General features: G+C 61.5%; 15 protein-coding genes. 7 read left to right on the forward strand and 8 right to left on the reverse strand.

Features of this window, described 5'->3' with window-relative positions; genetic code table 11:
- Positions 1-330 precede the first annotated feature (330 nt).
- The 7 genes from ORL50_RS21565 to ORL50_RS21595 all read left to right on the forward strand — a co-directional run bounded on the left by ORL50_RS21565 (position 331) and on the right by ORL50_RS21595 (position 7,463).
- Complete coding sequence (locus ORL50_RS21565) at positions 331-1,626, forward strand: OprD family porin (RefSeq protein ID WP_266017875.1); 1,296 nt, start codon at positions 331-333, stop codon at positions 1,624-1,626.
- A gap of 128 nt (positions 1,627-1,754) precedes the next feature.
- Entirely contained in the window at positions 1,755-2,573 is an 819-nt protein-coding gene (locus ORL50_RS21570) for an NAD-dependent epimerase/dehydratase family protein (RefSeq protein WP_266017876.1), read from the forward strand.
- A 45-nt stretch (positions 2,574-2,618) separates the two neighbouring features.
- The gene (locus tag ORL50_RS21575) at positions 2,619-3,512 is read left to right on the forward strand and encodes an SMP-30/gluconolactonase/LRE family protein (RefSeq protein ID WP_266017877.1); all 894 of its coding nucleotides are present in this window, start codon (positions 2,619-2,621) and stop codon (positions 3,510-3,512) included.
- A gap of 53 nt (positions 3,513-3,565) precedes the next feature.
- Positions 3,566-4,537 carry a TRAP transporter substrate-binding protein gene (locus ORL50_RS21580; protein WP_266017878.1) on the forward strand — a complete coding sequence of 324 codons (972 nt, stop codon included), beginning with the start codon at positions 3,566-3,568 and terminating at the stop codon, positions 4,535-4,537.
- Positions 4,538-4,616: 79 nt separating this feature from the next.
- Positions 4,617-5,144, forward strand: a complete 528-nt coding sequence (locus tag ORL50_RS21585; RefSeq protein WP_266017879.1) for a TRAP transporter small permease — start codon at positions 4,617-4,619, stop codon at positions 5,142-5,144.
- Positions 5,145-6,425 carry a TRAP transporter large permease gene (locus ORL50_RS21590; protein ID WP_266017880.1) on the forward strand — a complete coding sequence of 427 codons (1,281 nt, stop codon included), beginning with the start codon at positions 5,145-5,147 and terminating at the stop codon, positions 6,423-6,425.
- Between the two features lie 165 nt (positions 6,426-6,590).
- Positions 6,591-7,463: an aldose 1-epimerase gene (locus ORL50_RS21595; RefSeq protein ID WP_266017881.1), complete on the forward strand. Its 873-nt coding sequence runs from the start codon at positions 6,591-6,593 to the stop codon at positions 7,461-7,463.
- Here the strand turns inward: ORL50_RS21595 and ORL50_RS21600 are convergent.
- The 8 genes from ORL50_RS21600 to ORL50_RS21635 form a co-directional block, all read right to left on the reverse strand.
- Entirely contained in the window at positions 7,460-9,124 is a 1,665-nt protein-coding gene (locus tag ORL50_RS21600; protein WP_266017882.1) for a PAS domain-containing hybrid sensor histidine kinase/response regulator, read from the reverse strand. The two genes, ORL50_RS21595 and ORL50_RS21600, sit on opposite strands and share 4 nt — an antisense overlap.
- On the reverse strand, positions 9,108-10,271 hold the full coding sequence (gene ercA, locus ORL50_RS21605) for an alcohol dehydrogenase-like regulatory protein ErcA (RefSeq protein WP_266017883.1): 1,164 nt from the start codon (positions 10,269-10,271) through the stop codon (positions 9,108-9,110). Before ercA ends, ORL50_RS21600 begins: the two co-directional genes overlap by 17 nt.
- 219 nt (positions 10,272-10,490) lie before the next feature.
- Positions 10,491-11,624 (reverse strand): pyrroloquinoline quinone biosynthesis protein PqqE, encoded by a 1,134-nt coding sequence (gene pqqE, locus ORL50_RS21610; RefSeq protein WP_266017885.1) that lies wholly within the window; start codon positions 11,622-11,624, stop codon positions 10,491-10,493.
- Positions 11,621-12,373 (reverse strand): pyrroloquinoline-quinone synthase PqqC, encoded by a 753-nt coding sequence (gene pqqC / locus ORL50_RS21615; RefSeq protein ID WP_266017886.1) that lies wholly within the window; start codon positions 12,371-12,373, stop codon positions 11,621-11,623. Before pqqC ends, pqqE begins: the two co-directional genes overlap by 4 nt.
- Positions 12,374-12,501: 128 nt before the next feature.
- Entirely contained in the window at positions 12,502-12,573 is a 72-nt protein-coding gene (gene pqqA / locus ORL50_RS21620) for a pyrroloquinoline quinone precursor peptide PqqA (protein WP_081499480.1), read from the reverse strand.
- 240 nt (positions 12,574-12,813) lie between these two features.
- Positions 12,814-14,334, reverse strand: a complete 1,521-nt coding sequence (gene exaC / locus ORL50_RS21625) for an acetaldehyde dehydrogenase ExaC (RefSeq protein ID WP_266017887.1) — start codon at positions 14,332-14,334, stop codon at positions 12,814-12,816.
- 265 nt (positions 14,335-14,599) lie between these two features.
- Positions 14,600-16,378: a PQQ-dependent methanol/ethanol family dehydrogenase gene (locus ORL50_RS21630; RefSeq protein ID WP_266017888.1), complete on the reverse strand. Its 1,779-nt coding sequence runs from the start codon at positions 16,376-16,378 to the stop codon at positions 14,600-14,602.
- A 266-nt stretch (positions 16,379-16,644) separates the two neighbouring features.
- A complete protein-coding gene (locus tag ORL50_RS21635) occupies positions 16,645-17,583 on the reverse strand; it encodes a quinoprotein relay system zinc metallohydrolase 1 (protein ID WP_266017890.1) in 939 nt (312 codons plus the stop codon).
- Positions 17,584-17,591: the final 8 nt, after the last annotated feature.

The following is a 17,591-nucleotide window of genomic DNA, read 5'->3' on the forward strand; positions in this document are numbered from 1 at the left end:
GTGGTGCCAGTTTGCCGCAAAACCCTCTTAGCCAACACCCATTGCGCCTATAGCCGATCACCCTAAGGCCTGCCCCTGTTCCGAGCTCTGGGTTTAACCCTGTGGGAGCAAAGCTTGCTCGCGATGGCGCCGGACCCGACACAAGCTCGTTAACTGGCAGGCCGCCATCGCGAGCAAGCTTTGCTCCCACAGGTTATTTCTCACGGATGGCAATCAGGTCATCGTATAACTTCCGATTGACAACCCCCGGAAACCTCGCAAATAATCGCCACCATGTTGTACGACGACGTATAACGACAATAAAAACAAAAAAACAAAGGGAGCGTCACTGTGAGCCAATTCGTCCGCCATTCCGTCGCCTGCACCCCACGCCCGACCTTCGCACGCCGCAACACCCTCAGCATCATCAGCCTCGGCGGCCTTGTCCTGGCCCTGCCGCTGACCAGCCAGGCCGAAGGCTTTGTCGATGACAGCAAGGCGACGCTAAACCTGCGCAACGCCTACTTCAATCGCAACTACACCAACCCCGCCTACCCACAGGGTAAGGCTGAAGAGTGGACGCAGAGCTTCATCCTCGACGCAAAATCCGGGTTCACCCAGGGCCTGGTCGGCTTCGGAGTGGACGTGCTGGGCATGTACTCGCAAAAACTCGACGGCGGCAAAGGCACCGGTGGTACGCAACTGCTGCCGATCCACGACGACGGCCGCCCGGCCGACAATTTCGGCCGTCTGGGCGTGGCAGTCAAAGGCAAGATCTCCAAGACCGAAGTGAAGGTCGGCGAATGGATGCCGGTATTGCCGGTGTTGCGTTCGGATGATGGCCGCTCACTGCCGCAGACTTTCCGCGGTGGCCAGGTCACCTCCACCGAGATCAGCGGCCTGACCCTCTATGGCGGCCAGTTCCGCCAGAACAGCCCGCGCAACGATGCAAGCATGGAAGACATGTCCATGAATGGCAGGGCCGCGTTCACCTCGGACCGCTTCAACTTCGGCGGCGGTGAATACACCTTCAATGACAAGCGCACCCTGGTCGGCGTCTGGTATTCGGAACTCAGCGACATCTACCAGCAGCAGTACTTCAACCTGAGCCACAGCCAGCCAATGGGCGACTGGACCCTGGGGGCCAACCTGGGCTTCTTCAACGGCAAGGAAGATGGCAGCGCCCTGGCCGGCGACATGGAAAACAAGACCACCTTTGCCATGCTCTCGGCCAAATATGGCGGCAACACCTTTTACGTCGGCCTGCAAAAACTGACGGGCGACAGCGCCTGGATGCGTGTCAACGGCACCAGCGGCGGCACCCTGGCCAACGACAGCTACAACTCCAGCTATGACAACGCCAAGGAAAAATCCTGGCAGCTGCGTCACGACTACAACTTCGTTGCCCTGGGCATTCCTGGCCTGACCATGATGAACCGCTACATCAGCGGCGATAACGTGCACACCGGCGCCATCACCGACGGCAAGGAATGGGGACGCGAGTCGGAGCTGGCCTACACCGTGCAGAGCGGTGCGCTGAAAAACCTCAACGTGAAGTGGCGCAATGCGTCGATTCGCAAGGATTTCAGCACCAACGAGTTCGATGAGAACCGGATCTTCATCAGCTACCCACTCTCGTTGTTGTAAAGACACGACCCCCTGTCCTTTTTTGACTTAAGTCGCGTTGACAATACCGGAATACTCTACCGATACTTCAGCGCGTCGTACGACAACCTACAACAAATTCAATAACGACTGCTTGTCCAGGGATTCCCATGACTACTCACCCTACAGCCCCTTTCAACCGCCTGCTGCTCACCGGCGCTGCGGGCGGCCTCGGCAAAGTGCTGCGCGAAAGCATGCGGCCCTATGCCAACGTCATTCGTCTTTCCGATATCGCCGATATCACCCCGGCGCTGGATGAGCGCGAAGAAGTCGTCATCTGTGACCTTTCGGACAAGCAAGCCGTGGACCGCCTGGTCGAAGGCGTGGATGCCATCCTGCACTTCGGCGGGGTCTCGGTTGAGCGTCCGTTCGAGGAGATCCTCGGCGCCAACATCTGCGGCGTGTTTCACATCTACGAAGCCGCACGCAAGCATGGCGTCAAGCGCGTGATCTTCGCCAGCTCCAACCACGTGATCGGCTTCTACCGCCAGGGCGAGATCCTTGACGCCCACTCGCCGCGCCGTCCCGACAGCTACTACGGCCTGTCCAAATCCTATGGCGAGGACATGGCGACTTTCTACTTCGATCGCTACGGTATCGAGACTGTCAGCATCCGCATCGGCTCTTCGTTCCCGGTACCGCAAAACCGCCGGATGATGAGCACCTGGCTGAGCTTCGGCGACCTGACCCAACTGCTCGAACGCGCGCTGACTGCGCCCAACGTCGGTCACACCGTGGTGTACGGCATGTCCGACAACAAGGAGGTGTGGTGGGACAACCGCCTCGCCGCGGGCCTTGGCTATGTCGCGCAGGATACCTCCGAAGTATTCCGCGACCAGGTCGAAGCCCAACCGCTACCAGCCGCCGATGATCCGGCACGTATCTACCAGGGTGGGGCGTTCTGCGCCGCTGGCCCGTTCGGCGACTGAGACCTGCAACAGTCCCCACAACAAAAACCAAGGGAATGAGTGGCCATGCACGCAGAACTGATTGTCGATGCCCGCAATGCCGTTGGAGAAAGCCCGGTATGGGTCGCAGGGGAAAATGCCCTGTACTGGGTGGATATCCCCAACGGCGGCCTGCAACGCTGGAGCGCTGAAACCGGCCACGTGCACGCCTGGAAAACCCCGCAGATGCTCGCCTGCATCGCTCGTCAAGGCGACGGCAGCTGGGTTGCCGGAATGGAAGACGGTTTCTACCAGCTGCGAGCGCACAGCGATGGCAGCCTGGACAGCGAGCTGCTGGCCAACGTCGAGCATGCCCGTGCGGACATGCGCCTTAATGACGGGCGCTGCGATCGCCAGGGCCGGTTCTGGGCCGGCAGCATGGTGCTGAACATGGGCGCCAATGCCGCCAACGGCAGCCTTTATCGCTACAGCGCCGAGCAAACGGGCCCTATCGAGGCCACGCTGGACGGCCTCATCGTGCCCAATGGCCTGGGTTTCAGCCCGGACGGCCGCACCCTGTACCTTTCCGATTCACACCCGCTGGTCCAGCAAATCTGGGCCTTCGACTACGACATCGACAGCGGCACCCCATCCAACCGCCGGTTGTTCGTCGACATGAACCAGTACGAGGGACGTCCGGATGGTGCGGCGGTAGATGCCGAGGGCTGCTACTGGATCTGCGCCAATGACGCCGGGCTGATTCATCGTTTCACCCCCGATGGCCGCCTGGATCGCTCCCTGGCGGTGCCGGTGAAAAAACCGAGCATGTGCGCCTTCGGCGGCAGTCGACTGGACACGCTGTTCGTGACCTCGATCCGCCCCGGGGACGATCAGGACCCACAGTCCCTGGCCGGCGGAGTGTTCGCGCTCAGACCGGGCGTCCAGGGCTTGCCGGAAACGCAATTCAATCACTCGCTGTAACCACCTCTGCTGTGCCTTGAATAAAAAAAACAACAAGACTGGAGAATCGCCCCATGGACTTCAAACGCACCTTGCTCGCCGCTGCACTCCCGCTGGCTTTCACCCTCAGCAGTGCCGCCCAGGCACTGGAAATCAAGTTTGCCGACATCCACCCGGCCGGTTACCCCACCGTCGTCGCAGAAGAACAGCTGGGCAAAACCCTGGTGGCCGACAGTGACGGCAAGCTGACCTTCAAGATGTTTGCCGGTGGTGTACTCGGCTCGGAAAAGGAAGTGGTCGAACAGGCCCAGGTTGGCGCGATCCAGATGGCCCGGGTCAGCCTCGGCATCGTCGGCCCGGTGGTGCCTGACGTGAACGTGTTCAACATGCCCTTCGTGTTCCGCGACCAGGCGCACATGCGTAAAGTTATCGACGGTGAGGTGGGCGATGAGATCCTCGCCAAGATCACCGACTCCGAGTTCGGTCTGGTTGCCCTCGCATGGATGGACGGCGGCACGCGCAATATCTACACCAAGAAACCGGTGCGCAGCCTTGCAGACCTCAAAGGCATGAAGATTCGCGTGCAAGGCAATCCGATGTTCATCGAAACCATCAACGCCATGGGCGGCAACGGCATTGCGATGGATACCGGGGAAATCTTCAGCGCCCTGCAGACCGGGGTGATCGATGGCGCGGAGAACAATCCGCCGACCCTGCTCGAACACAACCACTACCAGAACGCCAAGTTCTACAGCCTCACCGGCCACCTGATCCTGCCAGAACCTATCGTGATGTCGAAAATCACCTGGGACAAGCTCACCCCCGAGCAGCAAGTGCTGGTGAAGAAAACCGCCAAGGCCGCCCAGGCCCAGGAACGCACCCTGTGGGATGCGAAGTCCGCCAGCAGTGAAGAAAAACTCAAGGCCGCTGGCGTCGAGTTCATCACCGTCGACAAGAAACCTTTCTACGAGGCCACCGCCTCGGTCCGCGAAAAATACGGCGCGCCCTACGCCGACCTGATAAAGCGAATCGAAGCGGTTCAATAACCCCACCCTGGCACCCATGAAAGGCCGGCGCCGCTGACGTCTGTGTACGTCAGCGCCCGCCCGGTTACGGTGAAACCCGATGAAGAATCTACTGCTGCGCATCAACGACAAGATCTACATGACCTGCATCTGGGTCGCTGGACTGTCGGTCCTGGCCATCTCACTGATCATTCCCTGGGGCGTGTTCGCCCGCTACATCCTTGGCACCGGCTCCAGCTGGCCCGAGCCTACGGCAATTCTGCTGATGATGGTCTTCACCTTCATCGGCGCCGCCGCCAGCTACCGCGCCGGCGCACACATGGCGGTGGCGATGCTCACCGACCGCATGACACCTGAAGTGCGCAGGGCCATGAGTATTTTCTCGCAACTGCTGATGGCGACCATCTGCCTGTTCATGACCATCTGGGGCACCAAGCTGTGCATGTCCACCTGGAACCAGTTCATGAGCGCCATGCCCACCTTGCGCGTGGGCATCACGTACATGCCAATCCCCGTGGGCGGTTTGCTGACGCTGATTTTTGTCCTGGAAAAACTCTTGCTCGGTGACCAGAGCAACCGTCGGGTCGTGCGTTTCGACCTGGTTGAAGAAAGTGAAGGTGCCGCATAAATGGACGCTCTGATTCTGCTTGGCAGCTTTATCGCACTGATCCTGATCGGCATGCCGGTCGCGTATGCCCTGGGTCTGTCAGCCCTGATCGGTGCATGGTGGATCGACATCCCGTTCCAGGCCCTGATGATCCAGGTCGCCGGTGGGGTGAACAAATTTTCCCTGCTGGCGATTCCGTTCTTCGTCCTCGCCGGCGCGATCATGGCCGAAGGTGGCATGTCCCGCCGGTTGGTAGCGTTTGCCGGGGTGCTGGTGGGGTTCGTGCGCGGCGGCCTGTCGCTGGTCAACATCATGGCCTCGACCTTCTTCGGCGCCATCTCCGGCTCTTCGGTAGCGGACACCGCATCGGTCGGTTCGGTGCTGATCCCGGAAATGGAACGCCGTGGTTATCCGCGGGAATTTGCCACTGCCGTGACCGTCAGCGGTTCGGTGCAGGCGCTGCTGACCCCGCCCAGCCATAACTCGGTGCTCTACTCGCTGGCAGCCGGCGGCACGGTTTCGATCGCCTCGCTGTTCATGGCCGGCGTGGTGCCGGGCCTGTTGATGAGCGCGTGCCTGATGGTGCTGTGCCTGATTTTCGCGAAAAAGCGCAACTACCCCAAGGGCGAAGTCATCCCGCTGCGCCAGGCGCTGAAGATCTGCGGCGAAGCGATGTGGGGCCTGATGGCCATGGTGATCATTCTCGGCGGTATCCTGTCGGGCATCTTCACGGCCACCGAGTCGGCGGCGATTGCGGTGCTGTGGTCGTTCTTCGTGACCATGTTCATCTACCGCGACTACAAGTGGAGCGAGCTGCCCAAGCTGATGCATCGCACGGTACGGACCATTTCGATCGTGATGATCCTGATTGGCTTCGCCGCCAGCTTCGGCTACATCATGACCCTGATGCAGATCCCGGCGAAGATCACCACGATGTTCCTGACCCTGTCGGATAATCGCTACGTGATCCTGATGTGCATCAACGTGATGTTGCTGCTGCTGGGCACCGTGATGGACATGGCGCCGCTGATCCTGATCCTGACGCCGATCCTGATGCCGGTGATCCTGGGCATCGGCGTGGACCCGGTGCAGTTCGGCATGATCATGCTGGTGAACCTGGGGATCGGATTGATCACACCGCCGGTGGGCGCGGTACTGTTTGTGGGGTCTGCGGTGGGTAAAGTCAGTATCGAGAAAACCGTGAAGGCACTGCTGCCGTTCTACGGCGTGCTGTTCCTGGTGTTGATGTTGGTGACTTACGTTCCTGCATTGTCGCTTTGGTTGCCGCATTTGGTGTTGTAAACCGCAAATGCTGCCCTTGCCGGCGATGGCGACCTCAAGGCCGCCCCAGCCCATGTAGGAGCCGGCTTGCCGGCGATGGCGATTTCGGTGCCGCCATCGCCAGCAAGCAGGCTCCTACACAGTGGCCCACCGCATTCCAATCAATGATCTACATAGCGGGCGAACATGACACCAACACTGCTCGAACTCAAAGACCAACTCACCCACCTCACCCTCGCCCCCGAACTCGGCGGCAGCATCGTCAACTGGAGCGTGCGCAGCACCGGCCAGCCGCTGCTGCGCCACAGCGACGCGCAAGCACTGCACACCGGCCTGCCGGGCAAGCTCGGTTGTTTCCCGCTGGTGCCCTGGTCCAACCGCATCGCCGAAGGCGGTTTCGACTGCCCCGACGGCTGGCTCGCACTGACGCCCAACAGCCTCACCGACCCACTGCCCATCCACGGCAGCGCCTGGCAACAGGCATGGCAGGTAGTTTCCCGGACAGATAACGAAGTGGTTCTGCAACTCGACTGCAGCACCCCCTTCACCTATCGCGCCCGACAACGCTTGCACCTGAGCGAAGGCCGATTGAGCATCGAGCTGCAGGTCACTCACCTGGACAAAAATTCCGCCTGGCACGGCCTGGGACTGCACCCCTATCTGCCACGTAGCGCCAACACCCGTCTGCAGGCAGCAGCCAGTCAGGTCTGGCTGTGCAACGCCGCGAAACTGCCGACCCGACTCGACTCGATTCCATCCGAATGGGATTTCCGGCATCTCAAATCCCTGCCAGACACCCTGGTCGACAACGGTTTCTGCCAATGGGACGGCCAGTGCCTGATCCAGCAACCGGACCTCGGCTACGAACTGCAGTGTGAAGCCAGCGGCAGCGATTATTACCTGCTGTACTGCCCGGTTGGCCTGGGATTTTTCTGTATTGAACCGGTGAGCCATCCGGTCAACGCCCATCACCTACCTGGACGACCTGGCTTACGCCTGCTGGAGCAAGGGCAATCCGCCGAGCTGGGATTGAGCCTGCAGTATCGCCCGCTGCCCTAGCCCAGCAACTGACTGAGCACCGCGCGCAACTTGCCAGGTTTGACCGGTTTATTCAGCAGCGGCGCGCCGAGGCGTTGCAGTGAGCGCCGGCACTGATCGGTGCGATCGGCTGTGATGATCACGGCAGGGATCGCCTGGGCAAAATGCTCGCGCAAGTGCCTGACCACTTCACAGCCCACCACCCCATGGTCCAAATGATAATCCGCCAGGATCAGCTCGGGCGCCTGCCCGGCCAATGCGTTCAACGCCGAGGCCTGGTCGGTGGCCGTCACCACTTCGCAGCCCCACTGGCCGAGCAACGCGCGCATGCTTTCGAGGATGCTGACCTCATTGTCCAGCACCAGCAAACGCCGTCCCGGCAGCGGATTACCGGTGCCCGGTTGCGGCGCCGCCAGACTGATGGGCAGCGGCACCTCCCGGGACATTGGCACCTCGATGCTGAATCTGGAACCGCGCCCCGGCAGCGAATGAACCTGCACGCGGTACTCGAGAATCTTCGCAATGCGCTCGACGATCGCCAGCCCCAACCCGACGCCCTTGCGGTCGGCTGCGCGGCCGACGTCCAGCTGGTTGAACTCGAGGAAAATCGAATCCAGGCGGTCCGGCGCAATCCCGCGCCCGGTGTCCCACACTTCCAGGCTCAACATTTCGCCCCGGCGCCGCGCCGCCAGGAGGATGCTGCCCCGGTCGGTATAGCGGCAGGCGTTGCTGAGGAAGTTACGCAAGATGCGCGTCATCAGGCGCAAGTCGGTGCGGATCGCGTAGTCACCCATGTGTACGCGCAGGTGCAGGCCGTCTGCCTCGGCCACGGACTGGAACTCCGACACCAGCGGCCCGAGCAGCTCGTCCAGCCGATACAGCGCAACGTCCGGCTTGACTGCGGCCTGGTCCAGCCGCGAGATATCCAGCAAGTCCGTGAGCAGGTCTTCCGCCCCTTCCAGTGCCTGGTGGGTGCGTTCCACCAGCACCTGTTCGATCTCGGGCAACTTGCGCTCGCGCAGGGTCGAGATCAGCAGGCGCGCAGCATTGAGCGGTTGCAGCAGGTCATGGCTGGCGGCGGCGAGGTACTTGTCCTTGCTGCGATTGGCGGCCTCGGCGGCGTCCCGGGCTACAAGCAATTCGTCGGTGCGCGCCTTGACCCGTTGTTCCAGTTGGTCGTTGAGCTGTTGCAGGTGCTCCTGGGCCAATTTGCGCTCGGTGATGTCGGCGACGAAACCTTCCACCAAACCTTCCTGATCAGGCTTGAGCAACAGGTTCATCAGCACGTCGAGGCTGCTGCCGTCCTTGCGCCGTAGCTGAGTTTCATAGCCGTGCAGGCTGCCCTGGTGCCTGAGCATCTCGCCGATGTTGGCCAGCTCCTGCGCACCGCCGACGAACAGGTTGCTCGCCAGGTCCGCCAGCGAGAACAACACCTCCTGCGGGTCCTGGTAACCGAGCATGCGCGCCAGTGCCGGATTGGCCGCGCGCATGCCTTCGAGCAGGCTGGCCTGGAAGATCCCGTGCACGGCATTTTCAAACAGCCATTTGTAGCGATTGCGTTCAGCCTCCAACTCGTCGAGGCGCGCCGCCAGTTCCGGATAATGACTCTTGCGCGCCGAGTGGCTGCCTAATCCCAGCAGGCCGGCCAGCGCCCGTTGCTGCTCGTCAGAGGGCTTCGCCATAGACGACCTCGACATCCCGCTGACTGGACTCACGCGGGTTGGTCAGGATGCACGGGTCGTCCATGGCGTGCTGCGAGAGAAACGGAATGTCAGCGGTGCGCACGCCGTGCAGGCCGAGGGTTTCGTGGAAGCCGATGGCGTGTTTCAGTGCAATCAGGTGTTCCACCAGACGCCCGCAAATCTGCCGGTGATTGAGCCCGCGGCAGTCGATGCCAAAGGTCTCGGCGATGACCTTGAAGCGCTCGGGTGCCGAGCTGTAGTTGAACGCCACCACGTGTTCCACCAGCACCGCATTGCACAGGCCATGGGGCAGGTCAAGGAAGCCGCCAAGGCTGTGGGACATCGCGTGCACCGCGCCGAGGATCGCGTTGGAAAACGCCAGCCCGGCCTGCATGCTGCCAAGCATGATCTTCTCGCGCAGGGCAATGTCCGTCGGGTTGGCGATCATCTGCACCAGGTTGCCGTTGATCAGGCGCATGGCTTCCAGCGCATGGGGATCGGTCAAGGGTCCGTGACCGGTCGATACGAAGGCCTCGATCGCGTGCACCAGGGCATCGATGCCGGTACAGGCCGACAGGAACGGGTCCATGCTCAGGGTGGTTTCCGGGTCGATCAGCGACACGTCCGGCACCACCGCCTTGCTGACGATGGAGAACTTCATGCGCTCCTGCTGATTGGAAATAATCACGAATTGCGAGACATCCGCCGAGGTGCCGGCGGTGGTCGGAATCAGGATCAGCGGCGGGCTCGGCACGCGAATGGTGTCTACCCCTTCGAACTCGAGGATGCTGCGGCCATGGGCGACGACGATGCCGATGCCCTTGCCGCAATCCATCGGGCTGCCGCCGCCTACGGCGACGATCACATCGCAGTGGTTCTCCCGGTACAGCTCGGCACCGAGCATGACTTCCTCAACCCGCGGGTTGGGCGACACATCACTGTAGAGAAAGTAATCGATGCCCTGGGCCTGCAGGCTGGCCTCGACGTCGGCCACCCACCCGGCGGCGATCACTCCGGGGTCGCTGACCACCAGAACCTTGCGCGCACCAAAGGTCTTGGCATAGTTGCCGACGTTGTGCCGGCAACCGGCGCCGAAGATGATTTCAGGCGAAACGAATTTACGCAGCTGGCTGAGACTCTGGCTCATTGGAAAGCCTGTTTTTTATTGTTTTGAAAGGTAAAGCCACACTAACCCATCCGGCGGTGAATGCAATCAGACCAATGGGTAGGCCGCCCGGATTTCACATCCGCCGACGATCTCTTGTAGGAGCTGGCTTGCCAGCGATGAGGTCCGCGAGTCGTACGTTGCCATTGCGGCCGCCATCGCCGGCAAGCCGGGCTCCTACAAGGGATGTGTGCATGGCGGTTATCCGCGGTAGATCAGGCGCGACGCTTTTTCGTTGCGCAGCGTCAGGTGCTCCATGCCACGCCCCGGCGCGTGCGCTTCTTCGCGCGCCTTGAGGATGACGCCGTGGTGCGCCGACTTGCTGCACACCGGGTCGGCATTCTCGGCATCGCCGGTGAGCATGAACGCCTGGCATCGACACCCGCCCAGGTCCTTGTGCTTTTCATCACAGGAGCGGCACGGCTCTTTCATCCAGTCGTCGCCACGAAAGCGGTTGAAGCCAAACGAGTCGGTCCAGATATGCTCGATGCTGTGTTCGCGCACATTGGGGAACGCCACGGGCAATTGCCTGGCGCTGTGACACGGCAGCGCGGTGCCGTCCGGGGTGATGTCGAGAAACAGGTTGGCCCAGCCGTTCATGCAGGTCTTGGGGCGTTCTTCATAGTAGTCAGGGGTGACGAAGATCAGCTTGCAGGGATAACCTTCGGCCTCCAGACGCTCGCGGTACTGGTTGGTGATGCGCTCGGCGCGCTGCAGCTGTTCGCGAGTGGGTAACAGGCCGACTCGGTTAAGCTCGGCCCAACCGTAGAATTGGCAGGTGGCCAACTCGACGAAGTCCGCTTCCAGCTCCAGGCACAATTCGATGATCCGGTCGATGCGGTCGATGTTGTGCCGATGGGTGACAAAATTCAGCACCATCGGGTAACCCTGGGCTTTCACCGCCCGGGCCATGGCCAACTTCTGCGCGAAGGCCTTGCGCGAGCCGGCGAGCATATTGTTGACCGCCTCGTCGGCCGCCTGAAAACTGATCTGGATGTGGTCCAGCCCGGCCACTTTGAAATCACGTACCTTCTGCTCGGTCAGGCCAATGCCCGAAGTGATCAGATTGGTGTAATAACCCATGTCGCGAGCGGCCTTGATCAACTCGGCCAGGTCCTGCCTCACCAGTGGCTCGCCCCCGGAAAACCCCAACTGCGCCGCGCCCATCTCCCGCGCTTCGCGGAACACGCGAATCCACTCCTCGGTACTCAGCTCCGCACCCTGTTGGGCAAAATCCAGCGGATTGGAGCAGTAAGGGCACTGCAATGGGCAGCGATAGGTCAGCTCTGCCAGCAGCCACAGGGGGGGGCCGGGTTGCGGCTTGATGGTGCTCACAAGGCAATTCCCCGGTGCCAGACCTTCTGCGCGGTGACTGTGTGGTACGGCGGGCGCTGCAGTTCATAGGCCATGCTCATGGCGTCGAGCATGCTCCACAGTACGTCCAGCTTGAACTGGAGGATTTCCAGCATGCGCTGCTGGCCCTCCAGGGTGTCGTAGAACGCCAGGGTGATGCGCAGGCCATGCTCGACATCCCGGCGCGCCTGGCCCAGGCGGGTGCGGAAGTAGTCGTAGCCGGCACTGTCGATCCAGGGGTAATGACTGGGCCAGGCGTCGAGGCGGGATTGGTGGATCTGTGGTGCGAACAACTCGGTCAGGGAGCTGCTGGCCGCTTCCTGCCAGCAGGCGCGCCGGGCGAAGTTGACGTAGGCGTCCACGGCGAACCGCACGCCAGGGAGCACCAGTTCCTGGGAGAGCATCTGCTGGCGATCGAGCCCGACAGCTTCGCCAAGACGCAGCCAGGCTTCTATGCCACCTTCGCTGCCGGGCACGCCGTCGTGGTCGAGGATGCGTTGCAGCCACTCACGCCGCACTTCACGATCGGGGCAGTTGGCGAGAATCGCCGCATCCTTGAGGGGGATGTTCACCTGATAGTAAAACCGATTGGCGACCCAGCCCTGAATCTGTTCGCGGCTGGCACGGCCGGCATACATGGCTTGGTGGAAGGGATGGTGGATGTGGTAGTAGGCGCCTTTGGCGTGCAGCGCGGCTTCGAATTCGGCGGGGGTCATCGGGGTGTCAGTCATTGGGGTCATCCTGGGGCTCTGTAGTGTCTGGCCGGGCCCGATCGCGAGCAGGCTCACTCCTACAGAACTGTAGGAGTGAGCCTTCTCGCGATAAACCCGGCCAACACGACGGCTGGCCGGGTGAACAATCAACGGTTGGCGAAATACATCGTCACTTCGAAGCCAATGCGCAGATCGGTAAACGCGGGTTTATGCCACATGGATCAATCCTCTTCTTGTGCCGGGCAATTCCGGTAAAGCCATTAATGCACGGGGTGAGAGGTGACCGAATGCTACTTTCGAAGGAGATGGCGGGGTGCGTTGGTCGGGGGTGTTGCGCAGAAACCAATGTGGGAGCGGGCTTGCTCGCGAATGGGGCATGTCAGTCAACATTGTTGTCGACTGAACCGGCGCCTTCGCGAGCAAGCCCGCTCCCACAGGGATAGTCGGTGAGGTCGTGGTTAGAAGAACCCCAGCGGGTTGATGTCGTAGCTCACCAGCAGGTTCTTGGTCTGCTGGTAATGGTCGAGCATCATTTTGTGATTCTCGCGCCCTACTCCGGACTTCTTGTAACCGCCAAAAGCCGCATGCGCCGGGTACAGGTGGTAGCAGTTGGTCCACACGCGTCCGGCCTTGATCGCCCGGCCCATTCGATAGGCACGATTGATGTCGCGGGTCCACAGGCCGGCACCGAGGCCGAATTCGCTGTCGTTGGCGATGGCCAGGGCTTCAGCTTCGTCCTTGAAGGTGGTGATTCCCACCACCGGGCCGAAGATTTCTTCCTGGAACACGCGCATCTTGTTATGCCCCTTGAGCAGGGTCGGCTGGATGTAGTAACCCGTCGACAGGTCACCTTCAAGACGCTCGGCCGCGCCGCCAGTGAGCAGCTGCGCGCCCTCCTCCTGGGCGATTTTCAGATAGGAGAGAATCTTGTCGTACTGCTGCTCGGAAGCCTGGGCGCCGACCATGGTCTCGGTGTCCAGCGGATTGCCGCGCTTGATCTTGACGATCTTCTGCATCACCACTTTCATGAAGTCGTCGTAGATCGATTCCTGCACCAGCGCCCGGGAAGGACAGGTGCATACTTCGCCCTGATTGAAGAACGCCAGCACCAGGCCTTCGGCGGCTTTTTCAATGAACTGCGGCTCGGCATTCATGATGTCTTCGAAGAAGATGTTCGGCGACTTGCCGCCCAGCTCAACGGTACTGGGAATGATGTTCTCGGCAGCGCAATGCATGATGTGCGCGCCCACCGGGGTGGAGCCGGTGAACGCAATCTTGGCGATGCGCTTGCTGGTAGCGAGGGCCTCACCCGCTTCGCGGCCGAAACCCTGGACGATGTTCAGCACGCCAGGCGGCAACAGGTCGGCGATCAGTTCGGCGAACACCATGATCGACAGCGGGGTCTGCTCGGCCGGCTTGAGTACCACGCAGTTGCCGGCAGCCAGGGCCGGGGCGAGTTTCCAGGCGGCCATCAGCAGCGGGAAGTTCCACGGAATGATCTGCCCGACCACCCCGAGTGGCTCGTGAAAATGATAGGCGGTGGTCAGCTCGTTGATCTCGGCGGCACCGCCTTCCTGGGCGCGGATGCAGCCGGCAAAATAGCGAAAGTGGTCGGCGGCCAGCGGCACGTCAGCGTTGAGCGTTTCACGCACGGCCTTGCCGTTGTCCCAGGTTTCGGTAACGGCGAGGATTTCCAGGTTCTGTTCAATACGATCGGCGATTTTCAACAGCACCAGCGAGCGATCCTGCGCCGAGGTCTTGCCCCAGGCATCCGCTGCAGCGTGTGCCGCGTCGAGCGCTTTTTCGATGTCAGCGGCGCTGGAGCGCGGGAATTCGCCGATCACTTCGCCGGTGACGGGCGAGCTGTTGGTGAAGTACTCGCCATTGACCGGGGCGACGAACTCGCCGCCGATGAAGTTGCCGTAGCGCGGCTTGAAGGAAACGACGGCGCCGGGTGTGCCAGGTTGTGCGTAGATCATGGTGGGCCTCTGTCTGGGTCGATGCCTGTCGGGCAAACAGGCGATGAACCGATAGTAGAGAGCCCCGGCCACTAGACGAATGCGCCGTTGGCAGGGGGGCTCTCGTTATTTGGTAGTAGGTTTGCCCACAAATCCCAATGTGGTGAAAATCTCTGTGGGAGCGGGCTTGCTCGCGAAGGCGGAGGGTCAGTCGATATTAATGGCGACTGACAAACCGCTTTCGCGAGCAAGCCCGCTCCCACAGGGGGTATGTGGTGAACCTGGATTAGTGTTTAGCCACGACCAGGTCTTTAGGCAGCTTGAACGTCCACAGCATCCCGCCCTGGTTGAAATCCTTCACGCGCTTGGCCACTTCGCCGCCCCACAGCGGCACCGCGCCACCCCAGCCGGACAGCACCGAGACGTATTGCTCGCCGTCCATTTCCCAGGTCACAGGTGAGCCGAGTACGCCGGAGCCGGTCTGGAATTCCCAGACTTTCTCACCGGTCCTGGCATTAAACGCCTGCAGGAAACCTTCCGGTGTGCCGGTGAAAACCAGGTTGCCCTTGGTGGTCAGCACCCCGCCCCACAGTGGCGCGAAGTTCTTGTGGCGCCAGACTTCCTTGCCAGTCTTCGGGTCGATCGCACGCAGCACGCCGATGTAGTCTTCGTTCAATGGTTTGATGGTGAACCCGGCACCGAGGAAGGCTGCGCCTTTCTTGTAGGCAATACCCTCGTTCCAGATGTCCATCCCCCACTCGTTGGACGGCACGTAGAACAGCCCGGTGTCCTTGCTGTAGGCCATCGGCATCCAGTTCTTCGCCCCGAGGAACGCCGGCGCGACAAACACCGAGCTGCCCTTGGCCTCGGAACCAGGAGCACCCGGGCGGCTGGCTTCGTTGTAGATCGGCCGACCGTCCTTATCCAGGCCGGTGGCCCAGGTGATCTTGTCGACGAACGGGAAGCCGCGGATGAATTTGCCGTTGGTGCGGTCCAGCACGTAAAAGAAACCATTGCGATCCGCGGTGGCGGCGGCTTTGATTTCCTTGCCGCCCTCGGTGTAGTTGAACGAGATCAACTCGTTCACGCCATCGTAGTCCCAGCCATCGTGGGGCGTGCTCTGGAAGTGCCATTTGATGGTGCCGTCATCCGGGTTCAGCGCCAGGCGCGAGGACGAGTACAGGTTATCGCCAGGGCGCAGGTGCGAGTTCCATGGCGCCGGGTTGCCGGTGCCGAACAGTAGCAGGTTGGTTTCCGGGTCGTAATAGCCGCCGAGCCAGGGCGCCGCGCCGCCGGTCTTCCACAGGTCGCCTGGCCAGGTCTTGCCCGCCTCGCCACCGGAGATGCCGTTTTCAACGGCCTTGCCGTCCTTGTACACATAGCCCATGTGGCCTTCGACCGTGGGACGCGTCCACAGCAGATCACCGTTTTTCGGGTCGTAGGCTTCAATCTTGCCGACCACGCCGAACTCGCCACCGGCCACCCCGGTGATCAATTTGCCGTTGATCACCATGGGTGCGGCGCTGATCGAGTAGCCTTCCTTGTGGTCGGCGACTTTCTTGCTCCAGACCACTTTGCCGGTGTCCTTGTTCAGGGCCACCAGCTTGGCGTCGAGGGTGCCGAAGAACACGAGGTCGCCGTACAGGGCAACGCCGCGGTTGATTACGTCGCAGCAAGGCCGGATGTCATCGGGCAGGCGCGCGTCGTATTGCCAGAGTTTCTTGCCGGTGCGCGCGTCCACCGCGAACACTCGCGAGTAGGAGCCGGTCATGTACATCACACCGTCCTTGATCATCGGCTGCGCTTGCTGGCCCCGCTGCTTCTCGCCGCCAAAGGAAAATGCCCAGACTGGCCGCAGGTCCTTGATGTTACCGACGTTGAGCGTGTCGAGCGGACTGTAGCGTTGACCCTGGACGCCCAAACCATTGGTGACGATCTGCTCCGGGTTCTTGGGATCCTGGAGAATTTCCTGGTCGGTGACGGCCGCCAGCGCCTGGCCGGACAGCAGCATGGCGCTGAGCAACAGGCTCAAGACGAAGGGTTGGCGACGTGCGGGTTGGGTCATGACGGCTGCCTCTGCGGTTTTTGTTATACCCGGGAATATTTCCCGATGTGGTGCAGATTCTTGGTCGCCAGCGCCCGGACAACAATTGCTCGCAATGTGGAGTTTTCTAGTTCCTTGGTACAGGGTCGGATGCCGACCACCAGCGATCCCCTGTAGGAGCGAGCCTGCTCGCGATGGTGGTCAACGATAACGCTGGAAACCTGACGCCCCTGGGTGTTCTCGGGTTCATCGCGAGCAGGCTCGCTCCTACAGGGGATCGGTGTGAGTCAGTTATCTGCGGTGGAATCGACTCGGGTCATCTGCGCCCGCTCATACCGCGGATACAAATGACTGACGCTGCGAATCAGCTCGTACCGGCTCAGACTGATTGCAGCAAACCGCTCGGGAATCGGGCTGCGGATCATCTCCGCCATATCACTGCCATTGGCCGCCCCGTCGCGCATCAGCTGGTCGAGCCAGCCCAGGTAGTCACGCATCTGTTCGAAGGGCCTGGCGTCAGTCGCCACCGGACCATGGCCGGGCACGATCAGCGTCCAGGGCAGGCCTTCAAGCGTGGCGATGTCGGCCAGCCACACCGCCAGCCCAGGGCTGTTGGGCGTGGTCAGTGCCCGTTGATAAAACACCAGGTCCCCGGCAAACAGCAGGCCGGTTTTCTGGTCGAGAATAGCCAGATCCGCGCCGGTGTGCCCACCCAGGCTCAGCACGCGTAAATCGTGATTCCCAAAACTGTGCTCGCCCGATTCCAGTGTCCGGGTCGGCAGTATCACTTCGGTGCCGCGCATCCAGTCGCCCACCAGCCGATACATGTTCTCGGCCATGGCATCGCCTTGCTCGCGCAGCAACTCGGTGGTGCCCGCCAGTGCGGCAATCGGCACGTCGGTGAATGCCTGGTTGCCGAGTACGTGGTCGGGATGGTGATGCGTCAGCAGCACCGCTATCACTGGTTTGTCGGTGGTCGCGGCGATTGCCTTGCGCAGCGCTTCGCCATAACGCCTGGAGGGCCCGGTATCGATCACCACCACGCCGCGTTCGGTGACGATGAACGCGGTGTTGACGATGTTGCCGCCGTTGGCCTTGGCGAAGTTGTCGGTGCTGCCTTCCAGCAGCCAGGTGTCTTCGGCGATGAGCCTGGGCTTGAGCGAGTATTCAAGGTCGGCCAGGGCCGGCAGGCTCATGCCGAGCAACAGCAACAACATCCAGCGCATCAGGCGCT

This window comes from Pseudomonas sp. RIT-562, from assembly GCF_026241895.1.
Classification (GTDB): domain Bacteria; phylum Pseudomonadota; class Gammaproteobacteria; order Pseudomonadales; family Pseudomonadaceae; genus Aquipseudomonas; species Aquipseudomonas mandelii_F.